This is a genomic window from Rhizobium sp. RAF36, from assembly GCF_052114105.1.
GTDB lineage: Bacteria > Pseudomonadota > Alphaproteobacteria > Rhizobiales > Rhizobiaceae > Rhizobium.
Window position 1 is genome coordinate 110,402 of record NZ_JBFREC010000008.1, and the last position, 26,089, is coordinate 136,490.

Genomic DNA, 26,089 nt, shown 5'->3' on the forward strand with positions numbered 1-26,089 from the left:
CCTCTCCAGTATGATCTGATTGGCATGCTTGATCCGGAAGGCTCCATTCCCATCCATATCCGGAACGGCAAAAAGGTAACATAGTTGACAGCGCTGTCAAATTCTATTTGCTAGCGCTGTCAACTATGGCATAACTATAGATATTCTGACTTCACATAGAGAAATATATCATACCGGAGAATTACTTCATGCGACGCGTGACATTGGACGATGTTGCAAGTCTCGCGGGCGTCAGCCCGATTACCGTGTCACGGGTACTGCGCAAGCCTGATGCAGTCTCCGAGGGCCTGCGCATGCGTGTCAACGCCGCGGTGAAGGAGCTCGGCTACGTGCCGAATATCGCCGCAAGCCGGCTCGCCTCTGCCCGCACCCATGCGATCGGCGTCATCGTGCCGACGCTCTACAACGTGATTTTTGCCGAGTATCTGTTTGCCTTGCATGAAGTGCTCGTCGGCGCCGGTTTTCAGGTCATTGTCGTCAACAGCCGCTATTCGGAACTCGAGGAGGAAAATGCCGTCAAGGCGCTGCTCGGCCAGCGGGTCGAGGCGATCATCATGGCCGGCATTCACCATACGGCACATGCGCGGCAGCTGCTTGCCCATGCCAATATGCCGGTCGTCGAGACGTTCGAGCTCTCCGACGATCCGATCGACATCAATATCGGGATGTCGCAGGAGAAAGCCGGTTGGGCGGCGACGCGCCACCTCATCGAGCGCGGTTTCCAGCGCATTGCATTCCTCAGCGGCAATCTCGATCATCGTTCCCAGTCGCGTTTCGATGGATACCATCTGGCGATGAAGGAGGCGGACTATCAAAGCCTCGAGCTCGTGACGCAGAAACCCCGCCACAGCTCCATCGCGCTTGGTTCGGCACTCTGCGCCGAGATGTTCGAGCGGGGCAACATTCCCGAGGCGATCTTCTGCACCGACGACAACCTTGCGCTTGGCGCCATGCAGGAATGCCGGAAACACAATATCCGGATACCGAGCGACATCTCGATCATCGGCTTCCACGACCTGGAATTTGCCGCCTGCGCCTCCCCTTCGCTATCGTCCATCGCATCGAGACGCTACGAGACCGGCAGGCTCGCCGCTGAAAAAGTCCTGGCGGCCGTCAACGCCAGCGCTGCACATGGCGCCGAGCAGATCGATCTCGGCTTCAAGCTGATCGTGCGCGAGAGCACGGGCGGACAGCGATCTTAGGCGATCAGGCGGCGTCGAGACTGGGCGGCTGGTGAACGACGAAGCGGTTTCGCCCCGACGCCTTGGCGCGATACATCGCTCGGTCCGCTTCTTCGTACAGCGAGGCAGAGGTCGATCCCGATCCGGCCCATGCGACGCCGATCGAGGCGCCGAGTGCGATATCGTCCCCCGCATTCCATTGCATGGCGGCGACGATGCGATTTGCCGCGGTCTCCACCTGCTGGATCGAGGCGCTCCTGTAAATGACGGCGAATTCGTCGCCGCCAATTCGGGATACGAGGTCAGCACCTTCGGCGGCAAAATTCAGCCGGCGCGCCGCCTCGATCAGGCAGGAATCGCCGACTCGGTGGCCGAGGCTGTCGTTGACGCGTTTGAAGCCGTCGAGGTCAACCAGCAGCAGCGCGCAGTCGGTCGCCAGCCCGGACCCGACGAGGGTATCGAGGCGCTCATGGAACCTGAAGCGGTTCGCCAGTCCCGTCAGATGATCGAAATCGGCACGACGGCGGATTTCCTTCAGCATCATGATCTCCAGCGTCACGTCCTGCTTCAGCCCGAAGATCCGCACCGCCTTGCCGTTTTCGGATTCGACCCGCGCCGTGATCCTGATCCAGCGGCGGTTTCCCTTTCGGGTGATCACCTCGGCGTCGAGCGAAAAGCTGCCGAGCTGCTCGATCGCGGCACTGCGAAGTCGCTTCAATTCGCTGAGTGTCTCGGCGGAATACATGGTGACGATCTCATCGCGCACCAAAGGTGTTCCCGGATCGACATCGAAGAGCTCGTAGACCATGTCGGTCCACCACAGGCGCTCATCGGCAAGGCTGCATTCCCAGGCGCCGATGCGGGCAGCCTTGGAGCAGCTGTCGAAGACCTTCTTGAGATGGTAGACGTCGCTCGCGAGATCGATGCGATCGACCTCAACAGTGTCCGTTCGGTTTGATCGTTTCCTGACCGGGGACGACGACGGCATCATGTTCCTCCATCCCGGCTATGGGATGGAGGAAATCTGACATGGATTTATTGACGGGCGGTTTATCAGCCATCGAAGATACACTCTGTTTCTCAGGCTTTATTGCCGCAGTCTCAGCCGCTCAGTCCGCGCAGCTTGATATTTTTCCGGACGGTGGCCGGAGGTGCCTCGAAACGCTCCCTGAACTTTCTGATGAAATGCGAGGAATTCTGAAAGCCGGCGCGAATGGCGATCTCGGCGAGCGGAATCTTCGTGGTTTTCACCAGGCGCATCGCCGCGTCCAGCCGGACGATCAGGTAGGCGGAGGCCGGAGAAGTGCCGATCGCCGCCCGGAACGAGCGCTCGAGCTGGCGGCGCGATAGCCCGCTCTGCGATGCGATATCCTCGATATCGAGCAGATCTTCGATATGCTGCTCCATCGTCAGCAGCGCTTTCTCGACCCTCGCATCGTCGATACTGCCCTGCCCGATCGGATTGCGGGGCTGCATCTCGTTGGCATCCCGCCGTCTGGCGATCTGCAGGATTTCGAGCGCGTTCTTCTCGGCGAACTCGCCGACATGCCGGTTGAGCAGAAACGCCGCCAGATCCGCCGCGCTGCTGCCGCCCGCACAGGTGATGACATTTCCGTCCTCGACGAACAGCTCGTGCGACGTCACGGAGATGTCCGGGAAGCGCTCACGAAACTCGCCATGGTGCAGCCAGCTGACACAGGCCTTCTTTCCCTGGAGAAGACCCGCCTCCGCCAGAATGAAACTGCCCGTGCAGAGGCCGATCACCGGCACGCCCGCACGCGCGGCGTTGACGACATAGGAGACAGCCGCGCTATCGAGCGCCTCGACCTTCTCGTTGATCCGGCCGCCGACGACCACGATATAGTCGAACTCGGCGGGTGGTTTCAGCGACGCGTTTGGTGGCACGGGGACGCCCGAGCTCGACGTCACGAAATGCTTGTCGGCGCTCATGACCAGCCAATCGCAGGCAATTCTCCCGGAATTGTCGCGCTGATCGCTGCCCAGCCGCAGCGTATCGACGAACAGGGAAAAGGCGCTCAGCGTAAAATTTCGCGCCAGCAGGAAGCCGATCTTCAACTTCAGTGAGTTGGCTCTGTCGCCACGCATATGCAGATCCATCCGGCAGCAAGTTTGTCGCGAGCATATGCGGAAACAAGATTGCGTGCACAAGTGTTGGCGACATTCACGCAGACTGTCCGCGGCGTCTGATCTGCCGAACTTACTCTACGAGGCTCGCCCCGCTATCGATGACAAGGCACTGCCCGGTCATCCGCGAGGCGCGGTCCGTCAGCCAGAGGATCGCATCGGCAATATCTGATGCCTCAGGAATGCTCTTCAGCGGTGCTGCGGCAATCAGCCCGGCCTTGAACTCACGGTAGGCATCTTCGCTGAGCCAGGAGAGCGCCCACGAAGTATCGACGAAGCCGGGGCAGACGGCGTTGACGCGGATATGCGGCGCCAGCGTCCGCGCAAGACCGCGGGTCATCGTGTTGACGGCGCCTTTCGAGGCCGCATAGGCCAGCGACGAACCAGAGCCCGAGATGGCCGAGTCCGACGAGACGTTGACGATCGACCCCAGCGGCGCCTTCTGCAGATAGGGGACGGCGGCGCGGATCATCTGATAGGTGCCGCTGACATTGACGCGGAAGATCGCCTCGAAATCTGCAGCGTTGGAGGCATCGAGATCTCCGGCTGGGGCCTGGCGCGTAACGCCGGCATTGTTGACGAGCGCGTCGATCCTGCCGAAGCGGCGGATCGTCTCGTCCGCGATCCGCCGGCAATCCTCATCCCCGGCAATATCACCGGGGATGGCGATCGCGTCGGCTCCCGCTTCCAGGCATTGGCGGACCACGTCTTCCGCGCCTGTCCTGTTGCGGCTGTAATTGACGGCAACGTCATAGCCGCTGCGGGCAAAGGCGATTGCCGTTGCCGCGCCGATACCGGATCCGGCGCCGGTGATGATGACACTTTTCCTGCTGCTCATGGCCTGCTCCTAGATCCGGATGCGCTGCTCGCTCTCGTCGAACAGGCAGACCTTTGCAGGATCGTAGGCCAGATGGACCTGCTGACCGGGCTGCACGACCAGCCGCTCATGCGCCTGGACGACGACCTGATGCTTGGCGACGCTGACGATCACCTCGGTGCTGGCGCCTGTCGGCTCAACGAGATGGACGATACCGGCCACGCCCTTGTCCGACAGGACGATATGCTCCGGCCGGATGCCATAGTGGATCGTGCTTCCCTCGGCTGGCGCATTCGCAGGCAGGGGAAAGCTGATGCCGTCGAGGCTTTCGAACGCGCCGCCAACAACCGTTCCTTCGATGATATTCATCGCCGGAGAGCCGATAAACTGCGCCACGAAGATGTTGGCGGGATTGTCGTAGAGCTCCAGCGGCGTTCCGGCCTGCTCGACGATACCGGCGCGCATCACCACGATGCGGTCTGCCATGGTCATCGCCTCGACCTGATCATGGGTGACGTAGACTGTGGTGGTTTTCAACCGCTGATGCAGCGCCTTGATTTCGGCGCGCATCTGGACGCGGAGCTTGGCATCGAGGTTCGAAAGCGGCTCGTCGAACAGAAACACCTTGGGATCGCGAACGATGGCGCGGCCCATGGCAACGCGCTGGCGCTGGCCGCCGGAGAGCTGGCGCGGGTAGCGCGCCAGGAGATCCTGGAGCCCGAGGATTTCGGCGGCGCGCATCACCTTGCCGTCGATCTCGGCCTTCGGGACCTTCTTCAGCTGAAGCGCAAACTCCATGTTTTCCCGGATCGTCATATGCGGATAGAGCGCATAGTTCTGAAACACCATGGCGATGTCCCGGGACTTAGGTGCGACGTCGTTGATGACATTGCCGCCGATGGCGATCTCGCCGCCGCTGATATCCTCAAGTCCTGCGATCATCCGCAGAAGCGTCGATTTTCCGCAGCCGGAGGGGCCGACGAGGATGACGAACTCGCCGTCCGGAATATCGACGGATACATCCTTGATAACGCTGGTCTGGGCGTAGCTCTTGCTGACGCTGCGGATTTGCACGGAGCTCATTCGGGTCCAATCTCCTGGAATTACTTGACGGCGCCCTGGGTGATGCCGGCAATGAATTGCTTGGAAAGCACGATGTAGAGAAGCGTGATCGGCAATGCGGCCAGCGTCAGACCGGTGAACATCACGCCCCAATCGGTGGTGAACTCGCCGATGAAGACCGTAAGGCCCTGCGGCAATGTCTTCAGATTGTCCGAGGTGATCAGGATCAGCGGGAAGAAGAAGTCGTTCCAAATCGGCACCGCATTCTGGATTGCCACGATCACCATGGCTGGGCGCGCGAGCGGCAGCATGATCTTCAGCATGATCCGCAATTCACTGGCGCCATCGATACGTGCCGACTCTTCCAGCTCGCGCGGCAGCGTGCGCAGGAAGCCCGTCATGATGAACACCGCCGACGGCAGGCCCATGGCGACATAGACGAGGACGAGGCCAGCATAGGTATCGACCAGATGCAGCGTATCGAGCTGGATGAAGAGCGGGATGATCGCCAGCTTCAATGGCACCGTCATGCCGCTGATGAAGAACATCAGCACGGCGCTGCCGAGGCGAAATTCATAGCGGGCGATCGCATAGGCGGCCATCGTGCCAAAAGTCAGGATCAGGATGATCGAGGCCGCCGTGACGCCAAAGGAATTCAGCATGTAGCGAATGAAATTCGTCTGATCCCAGACCTTCTGCAGATTGTCGAAGCCGAAGCTCTGCGGCAGGGCAAAGGGTGAGGTGAAGATCTCCGCATTCTTCTTGAATGAGGAAAGTACCATGACGACAAGCGGGTAGAGCATGATGAGTGCGTTCAGCACCAGCACCGCCTGAATGAAGCCGTTCTTGATCCACTCGTTGGAATTCTTCATGTCGTTTCCCGAAACTGGCAAAGGGCTGCCTAGAGCTGGATTTCACGGCGGCGCAGGAAGCGCAGCGCCACGAAGGAGAAGCCGGCGACGAAGAGGAACATCAGGACGGCGAGCGCGCTGCCCTGGCCGAAATCCTGGATACCGTTGGTGACGCTGCCGAAGGCCGTGCGATAGAAATAGAGGCCCAGCACATCGGTCGATCCGCCGGGCGATCCTGTCAGCCCCGCCATGACATAGGGGATCTCGAACCAGTTGAAGCTGCCGATGAAGGTCAGGATGCAGACGATCGTGACGCTGGGGGCGATCAGCGGCCAGATGATGCGGCGCAGGAGAACATAATCCCCTGCCCCATCGAGCCGCGCCGCCTCAATCACCTCGGCGGAAATCCGCTGCATGCCGGCCAGCAGCACCAGCGTCGGGAAACCCAGCCAATGCCAGATATTGGCAAAGATAATGCTGCCGAGTGCCGTGTTCTCATTGCCGAGCCATGCCGGTCCCTGGATGTGGATCAGCGCCAGCGCGCCGTTCACGATACCGAAAAGCGGATGCAGGAACAGCTTCCAGAGAAAGCCGACGATGACGGAAGACAGCACCACAGGAAGAAAGACGATGACTTGGTGGATGCGATGGCCGGGCAACCCCTTCAACAGCCCGAAGGCGATGAGGAAAGCCGTGCCGTTTTCGAAGATCATCAGAGAGACGAAGACGATAACATTGTGCCAGAAGGCATTGTAGGTCCAGTCGCTATAGGGCTCCTCGAAGAGGACTTTGCGGAAGTTCTCCAGGCCGATGAAGTTCGACGGCAGCAAGCCGTTGAAATCATAGAAGGCAAAACGCAGGGCGGAGAGCAATGGCCAGACGACGAAGAGCGTCATCACGGCCATCGCCGGGAAGAGCAGAAAGCAGATCCACAAGGACCGGCGCTGCGGCAGAAAAGTCGTCGTGCGGCGCCGGTCGTTGTTCATGTCATTTCCCCTGGAAAGGCTTGTACCACTTGGCGAGACCATCAGTCAGATCGGCGCCAAGCTGATCGGGCGTCATGCTGCCGGACATCATCTTCGTAATGTCGTTCTGCAGCAACTCGGAACCCGTGGGCTTCTGGAAGCGGAAATAGACGACGTTGATGTGCGGCATCGCGGTCTCGTTGAGCTTGGCGACTTCTGCCAGCAGCGGGTCCTTCACGACGACGCCCTTGATCGGCGAGATGTTGCCGAGGAGCGCGGTGAACTTGTCGCCGAATTCCTTGGTGCCCATCCAGGCGACCAGCTTGAGAGCGGCTTCCTTGTTCGGCGATGCTGCGTTGACCGCATAGCCGCCGTCATAGAACTTCGTTGCCTGGGGAACATCGCCTGCCTTTGCAGCCGGCGGTGCAATGAAGTCCATGTTGATCTGCGGGTTTTCGCCCTTGTAAGTAGCGATATCGAAGCTGCCGCCCGCAAGCATGGCCGCACGGCCGCTGGCGAAGAGCTGGCCCGCGGTATCATAATCGATGCCTTCGAAGCCTGGCGACATGTAGTCGCGCAGTTCGAGCAGCTTGTTGAGCGCAGCGATGTAGCGCGGATCCTTGAAGGTCGCCTTGCCGGTCTTCAGGTCGGCGACGAAGTCCTGGCCGAGCAGCGGGCCGGTGAAGGAAGCAACGAACATTTCGTTGAACCAGCTGGTGCCAAGGCCGTTGGCGAGCGGAATGATGCCCTTTTCCTTCAGTGCCTTGGAAACGGTAATGAACTCATCCCAGGTGGTGGGCGCCTTGAGACCGGTCTTTTCGAAGACGTCTTTGTTGATGAAGAGGCCGAGGGTCTGTGAGGCGAAGGGCAACGAATAGACCTGGCCGTCGGCACGGTATGTGCCGGACAGCAGCGCGTCCGCCGACATGTTTGCCAGCGACGGCATGTTGGAGCTGTCCTGCTTGACGAAGTAGCCGGATTTCACGAACTGCTCGAGCCAGCCATACGCATGCGTGTGGATGACATCGCCGCCCTTGCCGCCGGCCAGCGCCGTCGAGACGATCGTCGGATAGTTCTCGTCCGGGAAGGATTCGAACTTCACGTGAATATCCGGATTTTCCTTGGTGAAGTCGGCAAACAGCTCGTTGTAGGCCGCCTTGTCTTCCTGGCGCCAGGTCCAGAAGGAAATGTCCGTGGCATAGGTAAAGGGAGCCGAAAGCCCCCAGGCAATTGTCGCTGCGGTCAGCAGCCCTGCTATCGATCTCACTCTCATTACGCTCCCCTTTTCGTTTTCTAGGGCGTGTTCACGATCATTAACAAATCATAGTTCTTGCCTTTTGGCTAGATAGTTTGTAAAGCTGCCTAACTATATTTTTTAGCCCACCGAACTTCATGCAGAAGGCATATATTCTATGGCGAAAAGCGGCCTGATCGCAGGCATCGATATCGGCGGCACAAAGACGCATCTGCTCGTCAGCGAAGACGGCAATGTGGTTGCTGATACGGTTGTGCCCACCTCCGACTGGCGAACATGGGACCGGGCCGCCGATGCTGCCGCGCTCGCAGCGCTAATCACGGAAACGGCGAAGGCGGAACCTGCTGCTATCGCTGTCGGTGCCCATGGCTGCGACACCGGTCCGCATTGCACGCAGATGGAAAGCGACCTCGGCGCTCACCTCACCGGCAAGATCAAGGTCGTCAACGATTCCGAACTGCTGGTTCCCGCGGCAGGCTTCGAGGCAGGTATCGGAGTCGTCTCCGGCACCGGGTCGATCGCCGTTGCACGCAACGGCGAAGGCGAGATGCTGGTTGCTGGTGGTTGGGGCTGGATCCTCGGCGACGAAGGCAGTGCCGCAGCGATCGTCAGGGAAGCCGCCCGGGCGATCCGCAAGTCGATCGATCTCGGCGAGAGCGGCGATCCGCTGGTCGCCGGTCTGATGTCGAAGCTGCAGACCGACGACGCGACGAAGATCGGCCGCCTGCTCAACGAGACGCGCGGCGCGGCGGTCTGGGGCAGCTATGCCGATGCCGTATTCGACGCTGCCTCGAAGAAATCGCCACTCGCATCCAGGGTGATCGAGGACGGTGCCGCCGCCCTCGCCCGGCTCGTCGGCATTCTGATCAGCCGCGGTGCGGATGCCAGTCACGTCGTGATCGGTGGCGGTGTCGTTGTCGAGCAGCCAAGCCTGTTCGAGGCCTTTCGCCGAGCGATGGCGGAAGTCTCTCCGAAGAGCGAAATCACCCTGCTGCGCGCAGCCCCGGTCAATGGCGCGCTGGCGCTCGCGCGCCGCCTGCTCGGCTGAACCGATTGGATAGACAGAGGAAGCGGAAATGGAACGCATTGGTTACAAAAACGCGGTTGCCCGCCAGCCGGAAAGCCTGGCGGAAGGCCTGAGCGTCGTGCGCGAGGCGCTCGCCAGGCTCGATATCAGCGGATTCGCCGGCAAGACAGTAGGCTTTGCCGGTATCGGCGCCAGCTATCAGGCCGCCATGGCGGGCGCCGTTTACCTTCGCGCGCTGGGCATCCCATCCTTTCCCTATTGCCCGACCGATCTCTACGAAGCGCTAGATAGCGCCGCCGGCGCCTTCGTGGCACTGTCGGCATCGGGTCAGAGCCGTGAAATCTCAGACGTGATGCGGCTCAGGCCCTCCACGCCGAAGATTGCGATCTGCAGAGGCAGCGAGAATCCGCTTGCCGAACTCACCGGCGCCGTCCTTCCGACGGGGTCCGGTTCCGACAATGGCGCGAGCTCGACGGGTTATACCGGCATGCTGCTCGCCATCGGGCTGCTCTGTGAGAGGCTGGCGGGCGGACGCTCTTCTCCCGAGTGGAACCGCCTGCCAGCCGCTGTTTCGAAGACATTGCAATCCGCCTCGGGACAAGCGTCCGAAGCCGCAAAAATGCTCGGTGCCTGCAGCTCGATCGATCTCGTCGGCGGCGGGACCGGCTATGCCAATGCCGGCGAAGGTGCGATGTTGATCCGCGAGGCGGTGCGTATTCCCGCCGCCGGATGGGACACGATGAACTATCTGCACGGGCCGATGGAATCGCAGGATCGGAGAACCGGTGTCATCGCCTTCGGCAACGGCCGGGAGACGAAGATCGCCGAGGACATGGCCGGCTTCGGCTGCCCCTCTGTTCTGATCACTAACCGCCACGACATTGCCCAGCGTGACAATCTGGTGGTGATCGCCGTGCCCGGCCTCAACCACCCGATCGCCGATGCGATCATCGAGATCGTCGCCCTGCAGATGATAACAGGCGACATGCAGGACGCCGCCGGGCTGACCAACATCACCTTCCGCTATCGCCAGACCGATACCAAGCTCAAGCCGTGGTCGCCGACGGAAGTGTAAGATCAGCCGAAAGCCGCTTCCGGCCCCTCGTCCGGGGCCGGTCCGGCGGACAGCACCAGCGTTGCATCCGGCGCTTCGCCGAGAATATCGGCCAGCGCATAATCGGCGGCAAGCCGGGTAGCCCCGAGCACGGTGCCATTGACGCCAAGGCTGCTCACCGCAATCTCCGTCGCCCAGGTCAGGTCGCGGGCGACATGACGGACCTCATCGAGCATCAGCGGATTCTGACCGACGCCGCCGCCCAGAACAACGAGACCCGGATCGAAGAAGCCGATGCAGCCAGCGACCATTCTCCCGATATCGGCCCCATGTCTGTTGACCCAGAGCAGAGCTTCTTTTTCGCCCGCATGCGCCCGGTCGAAGAGTTCACGTGCCGTCGCCGGGGGTTCCCCGGCGGTGGCGGGCCATCCGGCGATGCAACGTTCCATCAGCGCATCGGAGCCCAAATGATGTTCCAGGCCCTCGCGCTCCGGCACATGTCCGGCCGACCACGGAAACGGCAGGCGGCCGGCCTCACCCGCGGCACCATTGAAGCCGCGGAAGAGCTTGCCGCCGATGACGATGCCAAGGCCGATGCGTACGCCGATCTGCAGAAACAGAAAGATCTCGCGGCCCTGCGCCGCGCCGTCGCGAAGCTCGCCGAAGGCCGCGCAGTTGACGTTGTTCTCCAGCAGGATCGGCGCTTCGACGGATTGCCGCAACCGCTGCAGAACCGCTTCCGGCCCCTTGCGGCGGCTCAGCCCCAGCCGGTTGCGCGAGACGATGCGCGGGACAGCGACGGCGATGCTGCGCAGGTTCTTGCTGCGCTTGCCGACCGCCAGGATCGCGGTTCGCGCCGCTTCATCGACGATCTCGGCCACCTCTTCCGTCGTGGCGCGCTGCTGCTTGGCTATTTTGAGTTCGGCAGTCGCAAGCGGCGTTCCGTCGAGCCCCTGCGCGACAGCGCGCACCTGCGCGACACCGACATCGATCCCGAGCACATAACCGGCTTCCGGCCCCAGGGCATAAACCGTGGCCGAACGCCCCATCGCCCCTTGCTGCGAACCGATCGGCGCCACCAGTCCCAATGCGCCGAGCTCGTTCATGACCGCGGTCATCGTCGGCTTGGACAGATTGAGCATCGCGCCGAGCCGCGGCCGGGTGATCGGGCCGGAAGACGCAACGACGCGCAGAACGGAGCGGGAGCTTTCGGTAAGCGGCGGAATGGTGGCTGGCGGCATTGCTTCTCTTTCGTCCGGCATTGGCCGGTTGCGTGCAACGCATCGTTCAAATCGCGCAGCATCGAATTTCAAACATCGTCCGTGACCCGGTGTCAATAAAGGCCAGCTTGATGACCCAAACCTCCGAGCCCGATACCAACGACGCCCTGACGGCAAAACTGGAGAGGACGCCGCTTGCGCGCGTCGAAGCCATTGCTGCCCAGTATTTCTGCATCGCCGGCCGCGCTTCGGTACTCTCAAGCGAACGCGACGAGACCTTCCTGATCCAGGCCGCGCATGGCCAGCGCGCGATCCTGAAGATCGCCAATACGGCCGAGCGCGCCGATGTGCTGACCTTCCAGACCGATGCCTTGCGCCACCTCGAGCGCAAACCGCTGGCGCTTCCCCTCCCCAAGCCGATCCCGGCCTATAACGGCAATTTTCTCCTCAAGCTGGGTTTCGGAAGCGACCAGCGCTTCGTACGCATGCTGACATTTCTGGATGGCGTTCAGCTCTACAAGGCACCGCGCTCCGTGCCGCAGATACAAGCGCTGGGGCGCAGCCTGGCGCAGCTCGGTCATGCTCTGGCGGATTTCAGACCTGAGCCGCTGCTGCAGAACCTGCTCTGGGACATCCGCAACGCCGCCGCTTTGCGGCCCCTCACCTCTCACGTTGGCGAAGAGCGGCGCAGCCTCGTCGTTTCAGCGCTCGACGGCTTCGAGCGTCTCGCTTCCAGCGGATTTTCCGGGCTCCCACGGCAAGTGATCCACAACGATTTCAATCCGCACAACATTCTCGTAGCGGCAGACGACCCTGCGGAGATCACCGGGGTCATCGACTTCGGCGATCTCGTCGAGGCGCCGCTGATCAACGATCTCGCCGTGGCGCTGTCCTATCAGGCGGGCGGTGACGAGGGGATGGAGGCTATCGTTGCGATGCTTCAGGCCTATCATGCGGTCCGTCCGCTCTCCGCAGACGAGCTTTCGGCACTGCCCTGCCTTCTGCGGACGCGGCTGGCGATGACCGTTCTCATCCCGGAATGGCGTGCCAGCCTCTACCCTGAAAACCGCGACTACATCCTGCGCAACCACCCGGCAGCCCTTGCCGGGCTCATTCGCCTGGCGGATCATAGCGACGAAGCGCTTGCCGCCTTCTTCCGGCAGACTATCGGAGACTTAGCATGACCATGGCCAACGCATTCGGAGTCGGCGATTTCGAGCGCCTGAGCGCTGCCGAGCAATCGATGATCACGCGGCGCGAACGCGTACTCGGACCGGCCTACCGGCTGTTCTATGAGCGGCCCTTGCATTTCGTGCGCGGCGAAGGCGTCTGGCTCTACGACGCAGAAGGACGCGCCTATCTCGACGCCTATAACAACGTTGCCTCCATCGGCCACGGCAATCCGGCGGTGCTGGAGGCGATCGCCCGCCAGGCCGAAACGCTGAACACGCATACGCGCTACCTGCACGAAAACATCCTCGATTACGCCGAGGCTCTCACCGCGACATGCCCGGATGAACTGAGCCAAGTTATGTTCACCTGCACCGGCAGCGAGGCCAACGATCTGGCCGTGCGGATCGCCCGCAGCCATACCGGCGGAACCGGCATCATCGTGACGGCGCATGCCTATCACGGCGTCACGGCGACAGTCGCCGCCTTCTCGCCCTCGCTCGGCCCCAATGTCGATCTCGGAACGCATGTGCGCACCGTCGCCGCACCCGATCCTTCGCTTCCGGCTGAACAGATGGAAGCCGCCTTTGCCGACGGCGTGAAGGCCGCAATTGCCGATCTCAAACGCCACGGCATCAAGCCGGCGATGCTGATTGTCGATACGATCTTCTCCAGCGACGGTGTCATCCCCGGCCATGCCGGCTTCCTCAAGCCGGCTGTCGAGGCGATCCGGACGGCGGGCGGCATTTTCGTCGCCGACGAAGTGCAACCGGGCTTCGGGCGAACCGGCGAGGCGATGTGGGGATTCCAGCGCCACGGCGTCGTGCCCGATCTGGTCACGACGGGCAAGCCGATGGGCAACGGCTATCCCGTCGCCGGACTGATCGCCAGACCCGAGATGATCGCCGAATTCGGCAAGAACTCGCGCTACTTCAACACGTTCGGCGGAAATCCTGTCGCCGCCGCCGCAGGCATGGCCGTGCTGCGTTTCATCAAGGATCAGGATCTCATTGCCCATACCCGCGACGTCGGCACCCATTTCCTGCGCGGACTCGAAGCGCTGAAGACCCGCTTTCAGGGGATCGGCGATATCCGCGGCGCAGGGCTTTTCATCGGGGCTGATATCGTCGAGAGCGGCAGGCCGTCGGCATCGCTTGCAGCGCGCATCGTCAACGGTCTTCGGGAAAGACAGGTGCTGATCAGCGCCAGCGGCCCTGACGCCAACGTCCTGAAAATCCGACCGCCGCTGGTCTTCACCCGCGATCATGCCGATCAGTTTCTGGACGCATTGGAGCAGACGCTAAGCGCGATGTGAACAGGCCCGCTACGGCACGAAGGCAAGGCGGCGGCCTACTGAAGTCTGACGGCATCGGACAGTACCCATTTCTTGTCGAAGAAATCCTTGGTTGGCCCATAGGCGCGGAACATCAATTCAAAGTGCCTTTTCGGATTGGTGGGGACCCAATTGGCATGCTTGCCCTTCGGCGGCTTTGGAGCAAAATAGAGATCGATGGAACCATCGGCATTCTTTGCGAGATCCGGAATCTGCGAGGATCGGCTGGCGCGCGAAACGTTCTTGATCAGCGCATGGGTTTTGCGGTCATAGGCGGTCACCGACCAATATTGCTGAACAGGCACATTTGCCGGCACGTTCAGTTTGTAGGTGTGGCGCCCGTCGAAGGCGCGGCCGTCCTTGTCGCGGATGGAGATCGAGTAGAACTGACCGGCGCCCAGTCTTTTGATGCCGATATAGGCCATCGTGTAGATCACCCCGCGATGATCGACAGGATAGGAATCCGCCTCGTCGAAATCCCTTTGGGCGGCCGTGACGACGTCGGCATAGCCTGGAAAGGTCCAACGGCTGGTCTCGCTGAAAAACGGCGCAAAACCGTCATCGTATTTTGCTTGAAGCAGGGCTTGCGCTTCCTTCATGGCCTTTGCCAGCAACGATTTGACGTGACTATCCGGTTTGAAGGGCTTGCCTTTCTCGATGCCGAGCGACTTCAGCTGATCGATCATGACCCGGTCACGCGCGATCCACGGCTCCTCCTGGACGACGCGATTGAGATTGTCGAAGAAGCGCGCGTCCCATTGGATCGTCGAATCGAAAACGATGTCCTTCACATCGCTGAACACGGTCTGAGGGGGATTGGCCGCTGCCGAGAGCGGATAGACCTTCATCTTTTTTCCATATTCGATGGAGGCCTCAACATCGGCGGTGTCATGGCTCGCCATATTGGAGCGGAACAGTATATAGCCGCCGTAGACATTGGATTTCAGCGGGATGTATCCGTCATGCGGTGTTTCCTTGTAATCAGGCGGTAGGATGAGGAATTTTCCGCCCTTTCCCTTGTCCGCGCCGAGCAGACCGGCATCTTCAAGCGGCTGCTGCCAAACCGTAACAATATTGCCGTTGAAGGAACCCTTCGCCTCTGCTGCAGGAAGATCGAGAACGACAGGCCCGTCCTTCGTGTCGAAGAACGCCATAAAGTAGAGCGCATCGGGATTTGGCGTCAGCGTCTGGTTCTTCCAGTCAAGCGGTTTGCCCCAATAGATAACGTGCCCAACCTTGCCCGGTGTCTTGTTCAGCATTTCCTGCCGCATCAGATCGTAGTTGACGGCAGGCATGCCCCAGACGACGGCCTGGACTGCCTTTCGCTCGATCTCGCGATCGGCAATCTCGCTTCTCGTCTTGTCTGCCGCCATCGCTGGCAGGCTCGTCAACAACAGCAGGCATAGCGCCGGTAGCAGCTTCATGGGATTGCCCTCCACTTTGCACCGACGATAGCGCTCCGAAGAGGGAACATAAGTACGCAACGGTAAACGCCTCTGACCGGACCGTAAATTTACAGCGGTTTACCGTTGCGTACTTACGCGTGCGGGCGCGATGCCTATTGTGCCGGCGTTGGGGATCGATGGAGCCGGAATGAAGATATCAGCTGTTTTCGCCATTGTGCTGCTGCTTGCATCCTGCGGACATCCGAGCGGCGTCATGACCCCTGTGGTGCTGACGGCGGCAACGCCGAAGACCGCGCAGGTCGATATGCTCGTTGCCACGACGCGCCAGCCATCCGGCGACCCTGCCACGCTTTTCAACGGCGAGCGCAGCCCGAAGCCCTATCTCACCGACATTTCGGTATCGCTTCCGCCAGGCAGGAAATCCGGCGAGGTGCAATGGCCGAAACGCCTGCCGCCGAATCCGGCAACCGACTTCGCGGTGACCCACGTCCAGCCGATCGCTACGGTCCCCGAAGGGCGCGTCTGGTTCAAGCAGCATATCCAAGGCGGCCATGCGCTGGTCTTCATCCACGGCTTCAACAACAAATACGAGGATTCCGTCTTCCGGCTGGCGCAGATCGTCCATGACAGCGGCATGCATGCCACGCCGATCCTCTTCACCTGGCCGTCTCGTGCCGAAGTGACGGGCTATGAATACGACAAGGAAAGCACCAATTATTCGCGGACCGCGCTCGAACAGACGCTTCGCGTGCTGGCGCAAGACCCTGAGGTGAAAGACATCACGGTGCTCGCCCATTCCATGGGAACATGGCTGGCGATGGAGTCTCTCCGGCAGATGGGCATTCGCGACGGCCACGTGAACCGCAAGATCCACAACGTCATTCTGGCATCGCCCGATATCGATATTCAGGTCTTCGCCAAGCAATTCGTCGAGATGGGCGAACCGCGGCCGAAGTTCACCATCTTCGTGTCGCAGGACGACCGGGCGCTGGCGCTATCGAGCTTCATTACCGGGCGTGTTTCACGCCTCGGCGCCATCGACCCGTCCAAGGAGCCCTATCGATCGAAGCTCGCTGAGGCCTCCATCACTGCCATCGACCTCACCCAGGTCAAATCCGGCGACCGGCTCAATCATGGCAAGTTCGCCGAGAGCCCGGAGATCGTCCAGCTGATCGGTCAGCGGCTGATGACCGGGCAGACCCTGACGGACTCCAACATCACGCTCGGCCAAGGCGTGGCGGCCGTCGTCGGCGGCACGGTGCGCACGGTCGGGACGGTGGCGGGCACAGCGGTGGCGGCACCACTGACGATCGTTGAACAACCGGCGCACAGGCCCGCGGACTCGGACGTCGGAGCGACCTTGCGGGAAGACCAGCAATCCAAGCCACTGACGCAATGAGCCGGCCGGTTTACTCCAGCATTTACGCTCAGTTACGCCGGGATTTACTGTTACGTACTTCCGCCCGCTACTGAAAGGAACAAGTCTCCTGCGGCGTCGCCTGACGACGATCAGAAGCCGGAGGCGCGGCCGCCCGGCACAAGGGAGACTGCAATGTTGAACGATCCATCAGCGAGGAGAGCGTCATGACGGTATCTCTTCAGAAGAAGCTGTTCTCGGCGGCGGTTGCCGTCGCCATGACGCTGACATCGACGACCTTCCTTTCGCCGGCAAACGCTCAGCAGGCAGCGCCTGCCGCCAGCACGGCTGCGGCCAAGCCCAATATCCTCGTCATTTTTGGCGACGACATCGGCCAAACCAATATCAGCGCATACTCCTTCGGCGTCGTCGGATATAAGACGCCGAATATCGACAGCATCGCGAAAGCGGGCATAATGTTCACGGACTATTATGCCGAAAACAGCTGCACGGCAGGCCGCTCGACATTCATCACCGGGCAGACCTGCCTGCGCACCGGCCTCTGCAAGGTCGGCGCGCCAGGCGCCCCTGTAGGCTTGCAGGCCGGCGACATGACGATCGCCCAGGCGCTGAAGCCGCTCGGCTATGCCACGGGACAGTTCGGCAAGAACCATCTGGGCGACCGCGACGAGTATTTGCCGACCAATCATGGCTTCGACGAATTTTTCGGCAATCTCTACCATCTCAATGCCGAGGAAGAGCCCGAAGCGCCGTACTGGCCGAAGGACGATCAGGAGTTCCTCAAGGCGTACAATCCGCGTGGCGTCATTAAGGCTTCTGCCGATGGTAAAGTCGAGGATACCGGCGCATTGAACAAGAAGCGCATGGAGACCATCGACGACGAGACGACCGCTGCCGCAATCGATTTCATGGGCCGTCAAGTCAAGCAGAACAAGCCGTTCTTCACTTGGATGAACACCACCCGCATGCATCTCTTCACCCATGTGCGTGAATCCATGCGTGGTCAAAGCGGCATGCCGGGCAACGAATATGGCGATGGCATGGTGGAGCACGACGGCGACGTCGGTAAGCTCCTGAAGGCACTCGACGATCTCGGCATCGCCGACAACACCATCGTTGTCTACACCACGGATAACGGGCCCAATCAATTCTCGTGGCCGGATGCGGCGACAACGCCCTTCCGCAGCGAGAAGGATACCAACTGGGAAGGCGCGTTCCGCGTGCCCGCCATGGTGAAATGGCCCGGGCACATCCAGCCGGGCCAGATCTCGAACGGCATGATATCCGGCCTCGACTGGTTCCCGACACTGCTCGCGGCAGCAGGCGATCCCGACGTCAAGAAACGCCTCCTTGATGGCTGGCAGCCACAGGGCAGCACCACGACGTTCAAGAATCATCTCGATGGCTATAACCAGCTGGACTACATCACCGGCAAGTCCGACAAGAGCGCACGTAGCGACTTCTACTACTTCGACGACGATGGCGATCTGGTCTGCATACGCTACGACGACTGGAAAGTTGTCTTCAAGGAGCAGCCTGCGTCCGGTGGCTTTGCAGTGTGGCGTACGCCTTTGATCACCTGGCGCATTCCCAAACTGTTCAACCTGCGAATGGACCCGTATGAACGCGCCGATACGGTTTCCGACCAGTATAACGACTGGCTGACTCGCAACGACTATCTGCTGGTCAAAGGTCAGCTGAAAGCCGCCAATTTTCTGGAGACCTTCGTGAAATATCCGCCGAGCCAGCGGGTCGCCAGCTTCAACATCGAGGGCGTCCGCGCCCAGGTGGACAAGGCGATCGACCAGTCCTTCAAGGATCGCGGCATCGAGAAATAACAACGACGAAGGAGGCGCGTATCTGTGCGCGTCTCCCATTTCCCGTTATTCCTCGAGGGTTTCATGACGGCACGCGACGATATTATTGCGCTCGGCAAACGCATCGGCCAATCCATCATCGGTCAGGACGCCATGGTCGAACGGCTGCTGCTCGGGCTGCTCGCCAACGGTCATCTGCTCGTCGAGGGGCTGCCAGGGCTCGCCAAGACGCGGGCGATCAAGAGCCTTGCGAAGAACCTCGCCGCCGATCTCTCACGCGTTCAATTCACGCCCGACCTGTTGCCCGCCGACATTACCGGGTCGGAGATCTATTTTTCCGAAGGCGGAAAGGGCGAATTCAAGTTTCAGCAGGGACCGATTTTCGCCAATCTGATCCTCGCCGACGAAATCAACCGGGCGCCAGCGAAAGTGCAATCCGCCCTGCTGGAGGCCATGGAGGAGCGGCAGGTAACGGTCGGCGGCAAGAGCTATCCGCTGCCCGATCTCTTCATGGTGATGGCGACACAGAACCCGATCGAGCAGGAGGGCACCTACCCGCTTCCTGAAGCGCAGCTCGACCGCTTCCTGATGCATATCGAGGTCGGCTACCCCTGCGAAAAGTCGGAAGCGCTGATCATGCAGCTCAACCGGAGCGAAGAGAACGCTGCCCAGACGACAGCCAAACCGCCGGTGCTGGAACGTCTCAGCGAGCAGTCGATCTTCGATGCCCGCAGGGAAATAGGCGCGGTTACACTGTCCGATCCCGTCGAGAAATATATCGTCGCCCTGGTATTCGCGACGCGCTATCCAGACCGCTACAACAAGGATCTTGCCGCTCTCCTGCAGGTCGGTGTCAGCCCGCGCGGCGGCATCGGCCTCGACAAGGTTTCGCGATCCTACGCCTGGCTCCGGGGCCGTGACTACGTGACGCCCGATGACGTGAAGGCCGTCGTTAACGACGTGTTCCGTCACCGGCTGATCCTCTCATATGAAGCCCATGCCTCCAACACGCCTGCCGATCAGGTAATCGACCGCATCACCGAACTGGTGGCCGTCTCATGAAACAAGCGGCGGCGGCAAACGATGGCGTTCATGTCTCGACCGACCAGCTTGTCGCGCTCGAAGCCCGGGCCCGCGACCTGACTTTCGTGCAGAAAGCCAGAAGCCACCAGCAGATGGCCGGGCGCATGCAATCGGCTCTGCGCGGCCGCGGTCTGATCTTCGAAGAACTGCGCGAATATCTGCCCGGAGATGACATTCGCTCCATCGACTGGCGGGTGACGGCGCGGACATCGCGGCCGGTGGTCAGGATCTACGGCGAAGAGAAGGAACGCCCCGCCATTCTCGTCGTCGATCAGCGCATCAACATGTTCTTCGGGAGCCGCCGGTCGATGAAATCGGTGACGGCGGCCGAAGCCGCGATGCTCTGCGCCTGGCGCATCCTCGGCTCCGGCGACCGGGTCGGCGGTTTCGTCTTCGGCGATACCGGCATCGGCGAAGTCCGTCCGCATCGCAGCCGCAATGCGGTCATTGCTCTTGCCGATCGCATTGCCGAGAAGAACGCGCGGCTTTCGGCAGCCTATGCGGATGCGCCTGCGTCAACCGCGCTTGACGATGCGTTGCGCCAGACAGCCAGCATCGCCCGCCACGATCATCTTGTGGTGATCGTCAGCGACTTCGACGGCCACGGCGCCGTGACACGCGACCTGCTGCTGCAGCTTTCCGCCGCCAATGACGTGATATGCCTGCTGATCTACGATCCGTTTCTGCTGGAACTGCCCAACAGCGGCGAGATCGTCGTCAGCGGCGGAGCATTGCAGGCGGAACTCAGCCTTGGCCGCGGCGCCGTTCGCGCCGCCATCGGCAAATTCGCCACCGATCGCGGCAACGAATTGCGTGCCTGGCAGAAAGAACTTGGCCTTCCGATGCTGCCGATTTCCGCGGCGGAAGAAACGGCGCCGCAGCTGCGCAAAATGCTGGAACAATCGGCCTGGCGCCAACGGAGGCGCTGATGGAACCGGCCGCGAAACTCGATCCGATGACGGAAACGGCGCTGCGCTCGCTGCACGACATTGCCGTCCCGCCGCCGGTATCCTGGATGCCGCAAACCTGGGGCTGGGCCGTCCTCGCGATGATCACATGTGCGCTTGCTCTCGCTTGGGTCATCCTTGCGGCTCTCCGGTACCACCGAAATGCCTACCGCCGGGAGGCTATACGGCAGCTTGATCAGATCGAAAGCAGCACCGCGAAAACAAAGCCGGCCGTTGCGCTGCGCGAAATCGCCGAACTCGTGAAGCGCACTGCCCTCGCCGCCTGGCCGCGAAAGGACGTGGCGGCGATTGATGGCGCGGACTGGGTCCAGTTTCTAAGCACGTCAGGAGGTACCGGTAAGGCGCTGAATGGCGTTCTCGACGATCTGGAATACCGGCCGGATGCCGCGCTCTCTGCCCTTGCACCGGGCACCGTCGAAGATGCAGCTCTCGGCGCCCGCCGCTGGATCGAGAAGCATCATGTATCAGCTTGATCTTCCCTGGCTGCTTCTTCTCCTGCCGGTACCGCTACTCGTCTGGTGGCTTCTGCCGCCGAAACGCGAGACCTCCACATCGATCCGCCTGCCCTTCTTCGACCAGGTCGCGCGGGCAGCCGGTGTGACACCGAGCGAGGGTTCGGTCGTCGCGCGGCGAGGATGGGTGCAGACCGCCGTTCTCGCGCTTGCATGGTGCCTCATCGTCATCGCGCTGGCGCGCCCGCAATATGTCGACCCCCCGATCGAGAAGAAGGAGCCGCAGCGCGACATCCTGTTGGCGCTCGATCTGTCGCAATCGATGGAGGCGAAAGACTTCCGCACGCCCCAGGGCGCGCTCGAATCCCGTATCGATGCCGTCCGCCAGGTCGTGGCCGGTTTCATCGGCAAGCGCGGCGGCGACAGGATCGGGCTGATCGCCTTCGGTGATGCGCCCTATCCGCTCGCCCCGTTCACCATGGATCATGCCCTCGTCCGCACGATGGTCGAAGACCTGATGCCAGGGATCGCCGGACCGCGAACGGCACTGGGCGACTCTCTCGGCCTTGCCATCCGCATGTTCGAAAAGACCACGGTGCCTGAGAAGGTCCTGATCCTGCTGACTGACGGCAACGACACTGCAAGCAAGATGCCGCCCCTCAAAGCCGTTGAAGTGGCCAAGGCGAAGAACGTCACGATCCACACGATTGGCATCGGCGACCCTGATGCCACCGGCGAAGACAAGCTCGATCTGGCAACCCTGAAGCAGATCGCCGCCAGCAGCGGTGGCCAGTATTTCTTCGGCGGCAATCAGCAGGAACTCGCGACCATCTACGACACGCTCGACCGTATGACGCCTGAAGACCAGAAAGTTCTGACCTGGCGGCCGCGCACGGAGCTTTTCCATTGGCCGACTGCAGCCGCAGCTGTCCTGCTCGGCGGCTACTATCTGATCTCCGGCGGTGCCGGCCTCATCAGGCGGAGGGCGCCCGGATGACCGCCGATTTCCATTTCCTGCGGCCGTGGTGGCTGCTTGCACTGGCTCTGCCCCCTGTGATCGTCTGGCTGGCACATCGCGCCGGAGACAGCAGGACCCGCTGGAGCGACATGATTGCCCTGCACCTCCTCGACAGCCTGGTTATCGAGCCCGATCGGCGCCGCCATCTGCGGCCGGCCTGGATGGTCGCGGCTCTGGCCGCGTTGACCATCCTCGCCGGTGCCGGACCAACCTGGCAGCGTGAAGCGCCTCCCTTCGTCTCGGATTCGGCCGCCCTCGTCATAGCCGTCGATCTCTCACCGACGATGGACGCCGTCGACATCACGCCAAGCCGGCTGGAACGCGCCAAACTCAAGATCCACGACATCCTGACGGCCCGCGCCGGTGCCCGCACCGCGGTGGTCGCCTATGCCGGGACGGCGCATCTCGTCGTACCGCTGACGGAGGACCAAGCGCTCATCGAAACCTATACCGATGCGCTGGCGACACGCATCATGCCGAAACCCGGCAAGGATACTGCCGCCGCTCTGGCGCTGTCTGGCAGTCTGCTTCGCGCGGATGGCAGTCCCGGCACGATCCTGCTGATGACCGACGGCATAGAAGAGACGGCTGCCGGCGCTGCCGGGAATACCGGCAGCCCTGTGATCGTCCTTGGCATCGGCACCGCCGAAGGCGGTCTGGTCAAGCAGGCGGACGGCAGCTTCCTCACCGCAGCGAGCGGAAGCCGGGTCGTCGCCAAGCTCGACCTCGACGCGCTCAAGGCGTTTGGAAGTGCATCTGGCGCATCCGTCGCCACTCTCACCGCCGACGATGCCGATGTCCGGTGGGTTGGCCAGCATATTCGCACCAGCTTTGCGCAGCAGTCCGCCAGTGAGGGCGATCGCTGGCATGATGCGGGCTGGTGGTTGCTGCCGCCCGCAGCCCTGCTGCTCGCCCTCTCCTTCCGGCGCGGATGGGTCGTAAAGGTCGCCGTATTGCTTGCCTTGCTGAAGCTCGCAGCGCCGGCGACGGCGGAAGCGGCGGATCTTGCAAATATGTGGCTGACGCCTGACCAGCAGGGCCAGCTCGCGTTCGAACGCGGGGACTTCGCGTCGGCATCGGCGCATTTCCGGGACCCCATGTGGAAGGGTACGGCCTTCTACCGCGCCGGACGGTTCCAGGATGCGGTCGATGCCTTTGCTTCTGACGGCAGCGCCGCCAGCTGGTTCAATCAGGGAAATGCGCTGCTGCATCTCGGCAAGCTGGAGGAGGCGGTCGCCGCCTACGGCAAGGCGCTTGAAAAGCGGCCCAATTGGCCGGAAGCGGATGCCGATCTGGCCATCGCTCGACGGCTGCTCAAGCTGAAGCAGGACGAACAGGCTGACCAGCCGCAGGATCCCAACGAGAAGCCGGATAGCGTCCAGTTCGACGACAAGGGCAAGCAGGGCAAGGCCGGAACCGTCGCGGTTGCTGAGCAGACTTCGGAAATGTGGATGAAGAACATCGAGGTCAGCCCCGCCGACCTGATGGCCCGGAAATTTGCAATGGAGCTTCAGGAGAAGAAGCCGTGAGATACCTTTGGCTCATCATGCTGATGCTCTGCCCGCTGCAGGCATTCGCAGCCGGGCCTTATGCCAGGGCCTCAGTGGAGGATGACGGCAAGATCGTGCCCGGGCAGCAGGTCTATGTGACGGTGGATGTCTTCGTGCCCGATTTCTTCACCTCGCCGCCGCAATTCCCGCTGTTCGGCATTCAGGATGCCCTCGTCACATTGCCCGGCGAGCGGTCTCAACACCTGACCGAGACGGCAGACGGAATTCAGTATGCCGGCATTCGCACGCGCTATGCCATCGTTCCGGAGGTGCCGGGTACTTATGCGGTGCCTGCAATCGATATCGAACTCGGCTACGCGGTCGATGGGAAACCGCTTCGCGTAACGGTGCAAACCAATCCGCTGAGTTTCGAGACCCACGGGAACGCGACCGCGGGAGCAGGTTTTGCCGCCCGGGGCCTGACGATCGCGCAGGCCTTTGACCGGGATCCTGCGGCGCTGAAGGCGGGTGATGCCCTGACGCGCACGATCACCATTACCGCCGGGAATACCCAGGCCATCATGATCCCGCCGGTCGCGGCCGGTGCCGCTCCTGGGCTGACGCAATATGCGAAACCGGCGAAGACGGAAGACGGCATTGCGATCGGTCGCGATACCGCAAGCCGGAGGACCGAAACCCTCGTGTACACGACTACGGCCGAGGGCCGGTTCGCGATACCTCCGATCGACTATTCCTGGTTCGATCTGGACAGTGGCGGGATAACCGTCGCTCGTCTGCCTTCGACTACAGTCCTTGTCGCAGCAGCGCCTGCAAGGACCGGCATTGCGCCCGACGTGCAAGGACCTAAGATGGCTGCTCCCTTCGAACAGCGGCGGCATCTGATGCTTGTTATCCTGCTTGGGCTGGCCGCTGGCGCCGCAGCATGGGCAATGGGGCGCCTGCCGCGCGCGCTCGTGCGATATCTGTCGGCTGCCGAACTGCGGTTTAAGACATCGCGCCGCTACCTGCTGCGCGGTCTGCAAAAATCCATCCTGTCCGCGGACCTAGCTGGAGTCTATGCCGCCCTTCAGGCATGGAGCCGTGAGGAAGGCTTTCGCACGTTGCATGATTGGGCGGCAAGCGGTCATCCCGATCTGGCAGATGAGATCACTGGTCTTGAGAGCACGCTTTATGGAGGCCGCAGCAGCGCGTTCGACCGGCAGCGGCTGGCGCGGCTCGTGACATCGGCCGGCGGTCACCGGGCGGGCACACACCCACGGATGGTATTGCCCGCGCTCAACCCGGGCGCAGACACCCCTGCAGCACTGCGAAGGTCAGCATTTACGCTGCACCGGACGTAAATGCGGCGGCATTTACCGTTGCGTACTTACGCCGGGCCAAGCCGCGCGCAAACATGCAGCCGATGAAAGCGGAGGCGATGATGGCTTTGGCATTCGACGGCCTTGCGGCACCAGAGGGCATGACCTGGATTCCCGGCGGCAGCTTCACCATGGGGTCCAACGACCACTATCCCGAAGAAGCCCCTGCGCACCCCGTCAGGGTCGATGGTTTCTGGATCGACGACACGCCGGTGACGAACCGGAAATTCATGGCATTCGTCAAGGCGACGGGCCATGTGACGATGGCCGAGAAAGCGCCTGATCCAAAGGATTATCCGGGCGCCCTTCCGGAGATGCTGCGCCCCGGCTCGCTGCTTTTCGTTCAGCCGAAAGGCGTTAGTGGTCCCGATATCTCGCAGTGGTGGACGTTCAAGTTCGGTGCCGACTGGCGGCGTCCGCTCGGCGGCCTGAGCGATTTGCGCGGCAAGCTCGATCATCCCGTTGTCCACGTCGCCTGGTCTGATGCCAAGGCCTATGCCGACTGGGCCGGGCTCGACCTGCCGACAGAGGCAGAATGGGAATTTGCAGCGCGCGGCGGCCTCGACGACGTGGAATTTGCCTGGGGCGACGAGCTGATGCCCGGCGGAAAACCGATGGCCAACACCTGGCAGGGAACGTTTCCGACGCAATCGAACAAGCGGAAGGGCGAGGAGCGCACCTCACGCGTGCAGTCGTTTCCGGCAAACGGCTACGGCGTTTACGACATGATCGGCAATGTCTGGGAATGGACTGCAGATTACTGGAGCACACGGCATCCGGAGCCCGCTGGCAAGACCTGCTGCATTCCGAAGAACCCGAGAGGCGGCGAGGCCGGGGCGAGCTATGACCCGCGGCTTCCGGCAATCCGCATAGCCCGGCGAGTCCTCAAGGGCGGGTCGCATCTCTGCGCGCCAAACTACTGCCGGCGCTACCGGCCCGCGGCCCGCCATGCCGAACCCGAGGATACGTCCACCAGCCATGTCGGCTTTCGCTGCATCAAGAGAGTTCACATGTGAGG

The 26,089-nt window shown here is 61.7% G+C and carries 23 protein-coding genes; 14 read left to right on the top strand and 9 right to left on the bottom strand.

Annotated features, from left to right (window positions below; all coding sequences use genetic code 11):
* The first annotated feature begins 188 nt into the window (after positions 1 to 188).
* On the top strand, positions 189 to 1,202 hold the full coding sequence (locus tag AB4Z25_RS23835) for a LacI family DNA-binding transcriptional regulator (RefSeq protein WP_442209480.1): 1,014 nt from the start codon (positions 189 to 191) through the stop codon (positions 1,200 to 1,202).
* Between the two features lie 4 nt (positions 1,203 to 1,206).
* Here the strand turns inward: AB4Z25_RS23835 and AB4Z25_RS23840 are convergent, their stop codons facing one another.
* The 7 genes from AB4Z25_RS23840 to AB4Z25_RS23870 all read right to left on the bottom strand — a co-directional run bounded on the left by AB4Z25_RS23840 (position 1,207) and on the right by AB4Z25_RS23870 (position 8,294).
* Positions 1,207 to 2,172 carry a diguanylate cyclase domain-containing protein gene (locus tag AB4Z25_RS23840; RefSeq protein ID WP_442209482.1) on the bottom strand — a complete coding sequence of 322 codons (966 nt, stop codon included), beginning with the start codon at positions 2,170 to 2,172 and terminating at the stop codon, positions 1,207 to 1,209.
* A gap of 110 nt (positions 2,173 to 2,282) precedes the next feature.
* Positions 2,283 to 3,287 (bottom strand): GlxA family transcriptional regulator, encoded by a 1,005-nt coding sequence (locus AB4Z25_RS23845; RefSeq protein WP_442209484.1) that lies wholly within the window; start codon positions 3,285 to 3,287, stop codon positions 2,283 to 2,285.
* 112 nt (positions 3,288 to 3,399) lie between these two features.
* Positions 3,400 to 4,164: an SDR family NAD(P)-dependent oxidoreductase gene (locus AB4Z25_RS23850; protein ID WP_442209485.1), complete on the bottom strand. Its 765-nt coding sequence runs from the start codon at positions 4,162 to 4,164 to the stop codon at positions 3,400 to 3,402.
* Positions 4,165 to 4,173: 9 nt separating this feature from the next.
* Positions 4,174 to 5,226, bottom strand: coding sequence for an ABC transporter ATP-binding protein (locus tag AB4Z25_RS23855; RefSeq protein WP_442209487.1), 1,053 nt, complete (start codon positions 5,224 to 5,226; stop codon positions 4,174 to 4,176).
* A gap of 20 nt (positions 5,227 to 5,246) precedes the next feature.
* A complete protein-coding gene (locus AB4Z25_RS23860; protein WP_112389966.1) occupies positions 5,247 to 6,077 on the bottom strand; it encodes a carbohydrate ABC transporter permease in 831 nt (276 codons plus the stop codon).
* A 29-nt stretch (positions 6,078 to 6,106) separates the two neighbouring features.
* The gene (locus AB4Z25_RS23865) at positions 6,107 to 7,042 is read right to left on the bottom strand and encodes a carbohydrate ABC transporter permease (protein ID WP_442209488.1); all 936 of its coding nucleotides are present in this window, start codon (positions 7,040 to 7,042) and stop codon (positions 6,107 to 6,109) included.
* A gap of 1 nt (position 7,043) precedes the next feature.
* Complete coding sequence (locus AB4Z25_RS23870; protein WP_442209490.1) at positions 7,044 to 8,294, bottom strand: extracellular solute-binding protein; 1,251 nt, start codon at positions 8,292 to 8,294, stop codon at positions 7,044 to 7,046.
* Positions 8,295 to 8,433: 139 nt separating this feature from the next.
* Here AB4Z25_RS23870 and AB4Z25_RS23875 point away from each other — a divergent pair, with 139 nt between their 5' ends.
* Both AB4Z25_RS23875 and AB4Z25_RS23880 read left to right on the top strand, forming a co-directional pair.
* Positions 8,434 to 9,324 carry an N-acetylglucosamine kinase gene (locus tag AB4Z25_RS23875; RefSeq protein ID WP_442209491.1) on the top strand — a complete coding sequence of 297 codons (891 nt, stop codon included), beginning with the start codon at positions 8,434 to 8,436 and terminating at the stop codon, positions 9,322 to 9,324.
* A gap of 28 nt (positions 9,325 to 9,352) precedes the next feature.
* Entirely contained in the window at positions 9,353 to 10,378 is a 1,026-nt protein-coding gene (locus AB4Z25_RS23880) for an SIS domain-containing protein (protein ID WP_442209492.1), read from the top strand.
* 2 nt (positions 10,379 to 10,380) lie between these two features.
* Here AB4Z25_RS23880 and AB4Z25_RS23885 read toward each other — a convergent pair whose 3' ends face one another.
* Positions 10,381 to 11,598 carry an ROK family transcriptional regulator gene (locus AB4Z25_RS23885; protein WP_442209494.1) on the bottom strand — a complete coding sequence of 406 codons (1,218 nt, stop codon included), beginning with the start codon at positions 11,596 to 11,598 and terminating at the stop codon, positions 10,381 to 10,383.
* Positions 11,599 to 11,708: 110 nt separating this feature from the next.
* Between AB4Z25_RS23885 and AB4Z25_RS23890 the strand changes: the two genes are divergently transcribed.
* On the top strand, positions 11,709 to 12,761 hold the full coding sequence (locus tag AB4Z25_RS23890) for a phosphotransferase (protein ID WP_442209495.1): 1,053 nt from the start codon (positions 11,709 to 11,711) through the stop codon (positions 12,759 to 12,761).
* Positions 12,758 to 14,062 (top strand): aspartate aminotransferase family protein, encoded by a 1,305-nt coding sequence (locus AB4Z25_RS23895; RefSeq protein WP_442209496.1) that lies wholly within the window; start codon positions 12,758 to 12,760, stop codon positions 14,060 to 14,062. The genes AB4Z25_RS23890 and AB4Z25_RS23895 overlap by 4 nt, the downstream gene beginning before the upstream one ends.
* 35 nt (positions 14,063 to 14,097) lie before the next feature.
* On the opposite strand, the gene AB4Z25_RS23900 is transcribed toward AB4Z25_RS23895, so the two are convergent.
* Positions 14,098 to 15,504 (bottom strand): DUF1254 domain-containing protein, encoded by a 1,407-nt coding sequence (locus AB4Z25_RS23900; protein WP_442209498.1) that lies wholly within the window; start codon positions 15,502 to 15,504, stop codon positions 14,098 to 14,100.
* 169 nt (positions 15,505 to 15,673) lie between these two features.
* Between AB4Z25_RS23900 and AB4Z25_RS23905 the strand changes: the two genes are divergently transcribed.
* The 9 genes from AB4Z25_RS23905 to AB4Z25_RS23945 all read left to right on the top strand — a co-directional run bounded on the left by AB4Z25_RS23905 (position 15,674) and on the right by AB4Z25_RS23945 (position 26,087).
* Positions 15,674 to 16,885, top strand: coding sequence for an alpha/beta hydrolase (locus AB4Z25_RS23905; protein ID WP_112389975.1), 1,212 nt, complete (start codon positions 15,674 to 15,676; stop codon positions 16,883 to 16,885).
* A 185-nt stretch (positions 16,886 to 17,070) separates the two neighbouring features.
* The gene (locus tag AB4Z25_RS23910) at positions 17,071 to 18,702 is read left to right on the top strand and encodes an arylsulfatase (RefSeq protein WP_442209500.1); all 1,632 of its coding nucleotides are present in this window, start codon (positions 17,071 to 17,073) and stop codon (positions 18,700 to 18,702) included.
* A gap of 63 nt (positions 18,703 to 18,765) precedes the next feature.
* Complete coding sequence (locus tag AB4Z25_RS23915; protein WP_442209502.1) at positions 18,766 to 19,743, top strand: AAA family ATPase; 978 nt, start codon at positions 18,766 to 18,768, stop codon at positions 19,741 to 19,743.
* Positions 19,740 to 20,693: a DUF58 domain-containing protein gene (locus tag AB4Z25_RS23920; RefSeq protein WP_442209504.1), complete on the top strand. Its 954-nt coding sequence runs from the start codon at positions 19,740 to 19,742 to the stop codon at positions 20,691 to 20,693. Before AB4Z25_RS23915 ends, AB4Z25_RS23920 begins: the two co-directional genes overlap by 4 nt.
* Positions 20,693 to 21,205 (top strand): DUF4381 domain-containing protein, encoded by a 513-nt coding sequence (locus AB4Z25_RS23925; RefSeq protein WP_442209506.1) that lies wholly within the window; start codon positions 20,693 to 20,695, stop codon positions 21,203 to 21,205. The genes AB4Z25_RS23920 and AB4Z25_RS23925 overlap by 1 nt, the downstream gene beginning before the upstream one ends.
* Positions 21,192 to 22,181 (top strand): vWA domain-containing protein, encoded by a 990-nt coding sequence (locus AB4Z25_RS23930; RefSeq protein ID WP_442209507.1) that lies wholly within the window; start codon positions 21,192 to 21,194, stop codon positions 22,179 to 22,181. Before AB4Z25_RS23925 ends, AB4Z25_RS23930 begins: the two co-directional genes overlap by 14 nt.
* Positions 22,178 to 23,731: a VWA domain-containing protein gene (locus AB4Z25_RS23935; protein WP_442209509.1), complete on the top strand. Its 1,554-nt coding sequence runs from the start codon at positions 22,178 to 22,180 to the stop codon at positions 23,729 to 23,731. Before AB4Z25_RS23930 ends, AB4Z25_RS23935 begins: the two co-directional genes overlap by 4 nt.
* Positions 23,728 to 25,053, top strand: a complete 1,326-nt coding sequence (locus AB4Z25_RS23940) for a BatD family protein (RefSeq protein WP_442209511.1) — start codon at positions 23,728 to 23,730, stop codon at positions 25,051 to 25,053. Before AB4Z25_RS23935 ends, AB4Z25_RS23940 begins: the two co-directional genes overlap by 4 nt.
* 80 nt (positions 25,054 to 25,133) lie before the next feature.
* Positions 25,134 to 26,087, top strand: a complete 954-nt coding sequence (locus AB4Z25_RS23945) for a formylglycine-generating enzyme family protein (RefSeq protein WP_442209513.1) — start codon at positions 25,134 to 25,136, stop codon at positions 26,085 to 26,087.
* The last annotated feature ends 2 nt before the right edge of the window (positions 26,088 to 26,089 follow it).

Bases quoted from the DNA above. Each gene is read 5' to 3' on its own strand.
- AB4Z25_RS23835 (WP_442209480.1), top strand. From the start codon at position 189: ATGCGACGCGTGACATTGGACGATGTTGCAAGTCTCGCGGGCGTCAGC.
- AB4Z25_RS23840 (WP_442209482.1), bottom strand. From the start codon at position 2,172: ATGATGCCGTCGTCGTCCCCGGTCAGGAAACGATCAAACCGAACGGAC.
- AB4Z25_RS23845 (WP_442209484.1), bottom strand. From the start codon at position 3,287: ATGCGTGGCGACAGAGCCAACTCACTGAAGTTGAAGATCGGCTTCCTG.
- AB4Z25_RS23850 (WP_442209485.1), bottom strand. From the start codon at position 4,164: ATGAGCAGCAGGAAAAGTGTCATCATCACCGGCGCCGGATCCGGTATC.
- AB4Z25_RS23855 (WP_442209487.1), bottom strand. From the start codon at position 5,226: ATGAGCTCCGTGCAAATCCGCAGCGTCAGCAAGAGCTACGCCCAGACC.
- AB4Z25_RS23860 (WP_112389966.1), bottom strand. From the start codon at position 6,077: ATGAAGAATTCCAACGAGTGGATCAAGAACGGCTTCATTCAGGCGGTG.
- AB4Z25_RS23865 (WP_442209488.1), bottom strand. From the start codon at position 7,042: ATGAACAACGACCGGCGCCGCACGACGACTTTTCTGCCGCAGCGCCGG.
- AB4Z25_RS23870 (WP_442209490.1), bottom strand. From the start codon at position 8,294: ATGAGAGTGAGATCGATAGCAGGGCTGCTGACCGCAGCGACAATTGCC.
- AB4Z25_RS23875 (WP_442209491.1), top strand. From the start codon at position 8,434: ATGGCGAAAAGCGGCCTGATCGCAGGCATCGATATCGGCGGCACAAAG.
- AB4Z25_RS23880 (WP_442209492.1), top strand. From the start codon at position 9,353: ATGGAACGCATTGGTTACAAAAACGCGGTTGCCCGCCAGCCGGAAAGC.
- AB4Z25_RS23885 (WP_442209494.1), bottom strand. From the start codon at position 11,598: ATGCCGCCAGCCACCATTCCGCCGCTTACCGAAAGCTCCCGCTCCGTT.
- AB4Z25_RS23890 (WP_442209495.1), top strand. From the start codon at position 11,709: ATGACCCAAACCTCCGAGCCCGATACCAACGACGCCCTGACGGCAAAA.
- AB4Z25_RS23895 (WP_442209496.1), top strand. From the start codon at position 12,758: ATGACCATGGCCAACGCATTCGGAGTCGGCGATTTCGAGCGCCTGAGC.
- AB4Z25_RS23900 (WP_442209498.1), bottom strand. From the start codon at position 15,504: ATGAAGCTGCTACCGGCGCTATGCCTGCTGTTGTTGACGAGCCTGCCA.
- AB4Z25_RS23905 (WP_112389975.1), top strand. From the start codon at position 15,674: ATGAAGATATCAGCTGTTTTCGCCATTGTGCTGCTGCTTGCATCCTGC.
- AB4Z25_RS23910 (WP_442209500.1), top strand. From the start codon at position 17,071: ATGACGGTATCTCTTCAGAAGAAGCTGTTCTCGGCGGCGGTTGCCGTC.
- AB4Z25_RS23915 (WP_442209502.1), top strand. From the start codon at position 18,766: ATGACGGCACGCGACGATATTATTGCGCTCGGCAAACGCATCGGCCAA.
- AB4Z25_RS23920 (WP_442209504.1), top strand. From the start codon at position 19,740: ATGAAACAAGCGGCGGCGGCAAACGATGGCGTTCATGTCTCGACCGAC.
- AB4Z25_RS23925 (WP_442209506.1), top strand. From the start codon at position 20,693: ATGGAACCGGCCGCGAAACTCGATCCGATGACGGAAACGGCGCTGCGC.
- AB4Z25_RS23930 (WP_442209507.1), top strand. From the start codon at position 21,192: ATGTATCAGCTTGATCTTCCCTGGCTGCTTCTTCTCCTGCCGGTACCG.
- AB4Z25_RS23935 (WP_442209509.1), top strand. From the start codon at position 22,178: ATGACCGCCGATTTCCATTTCCTGCGGCCGTGGTGGCTGCTTGCACTG.
- AB4Z25_RS23945 (WP_442209513.1), top strand. From the start codon at position 25,134: ATGGCTTTGGCATTCGACGGCCTTGCGGCACCAGAGGGCATGACCTGG.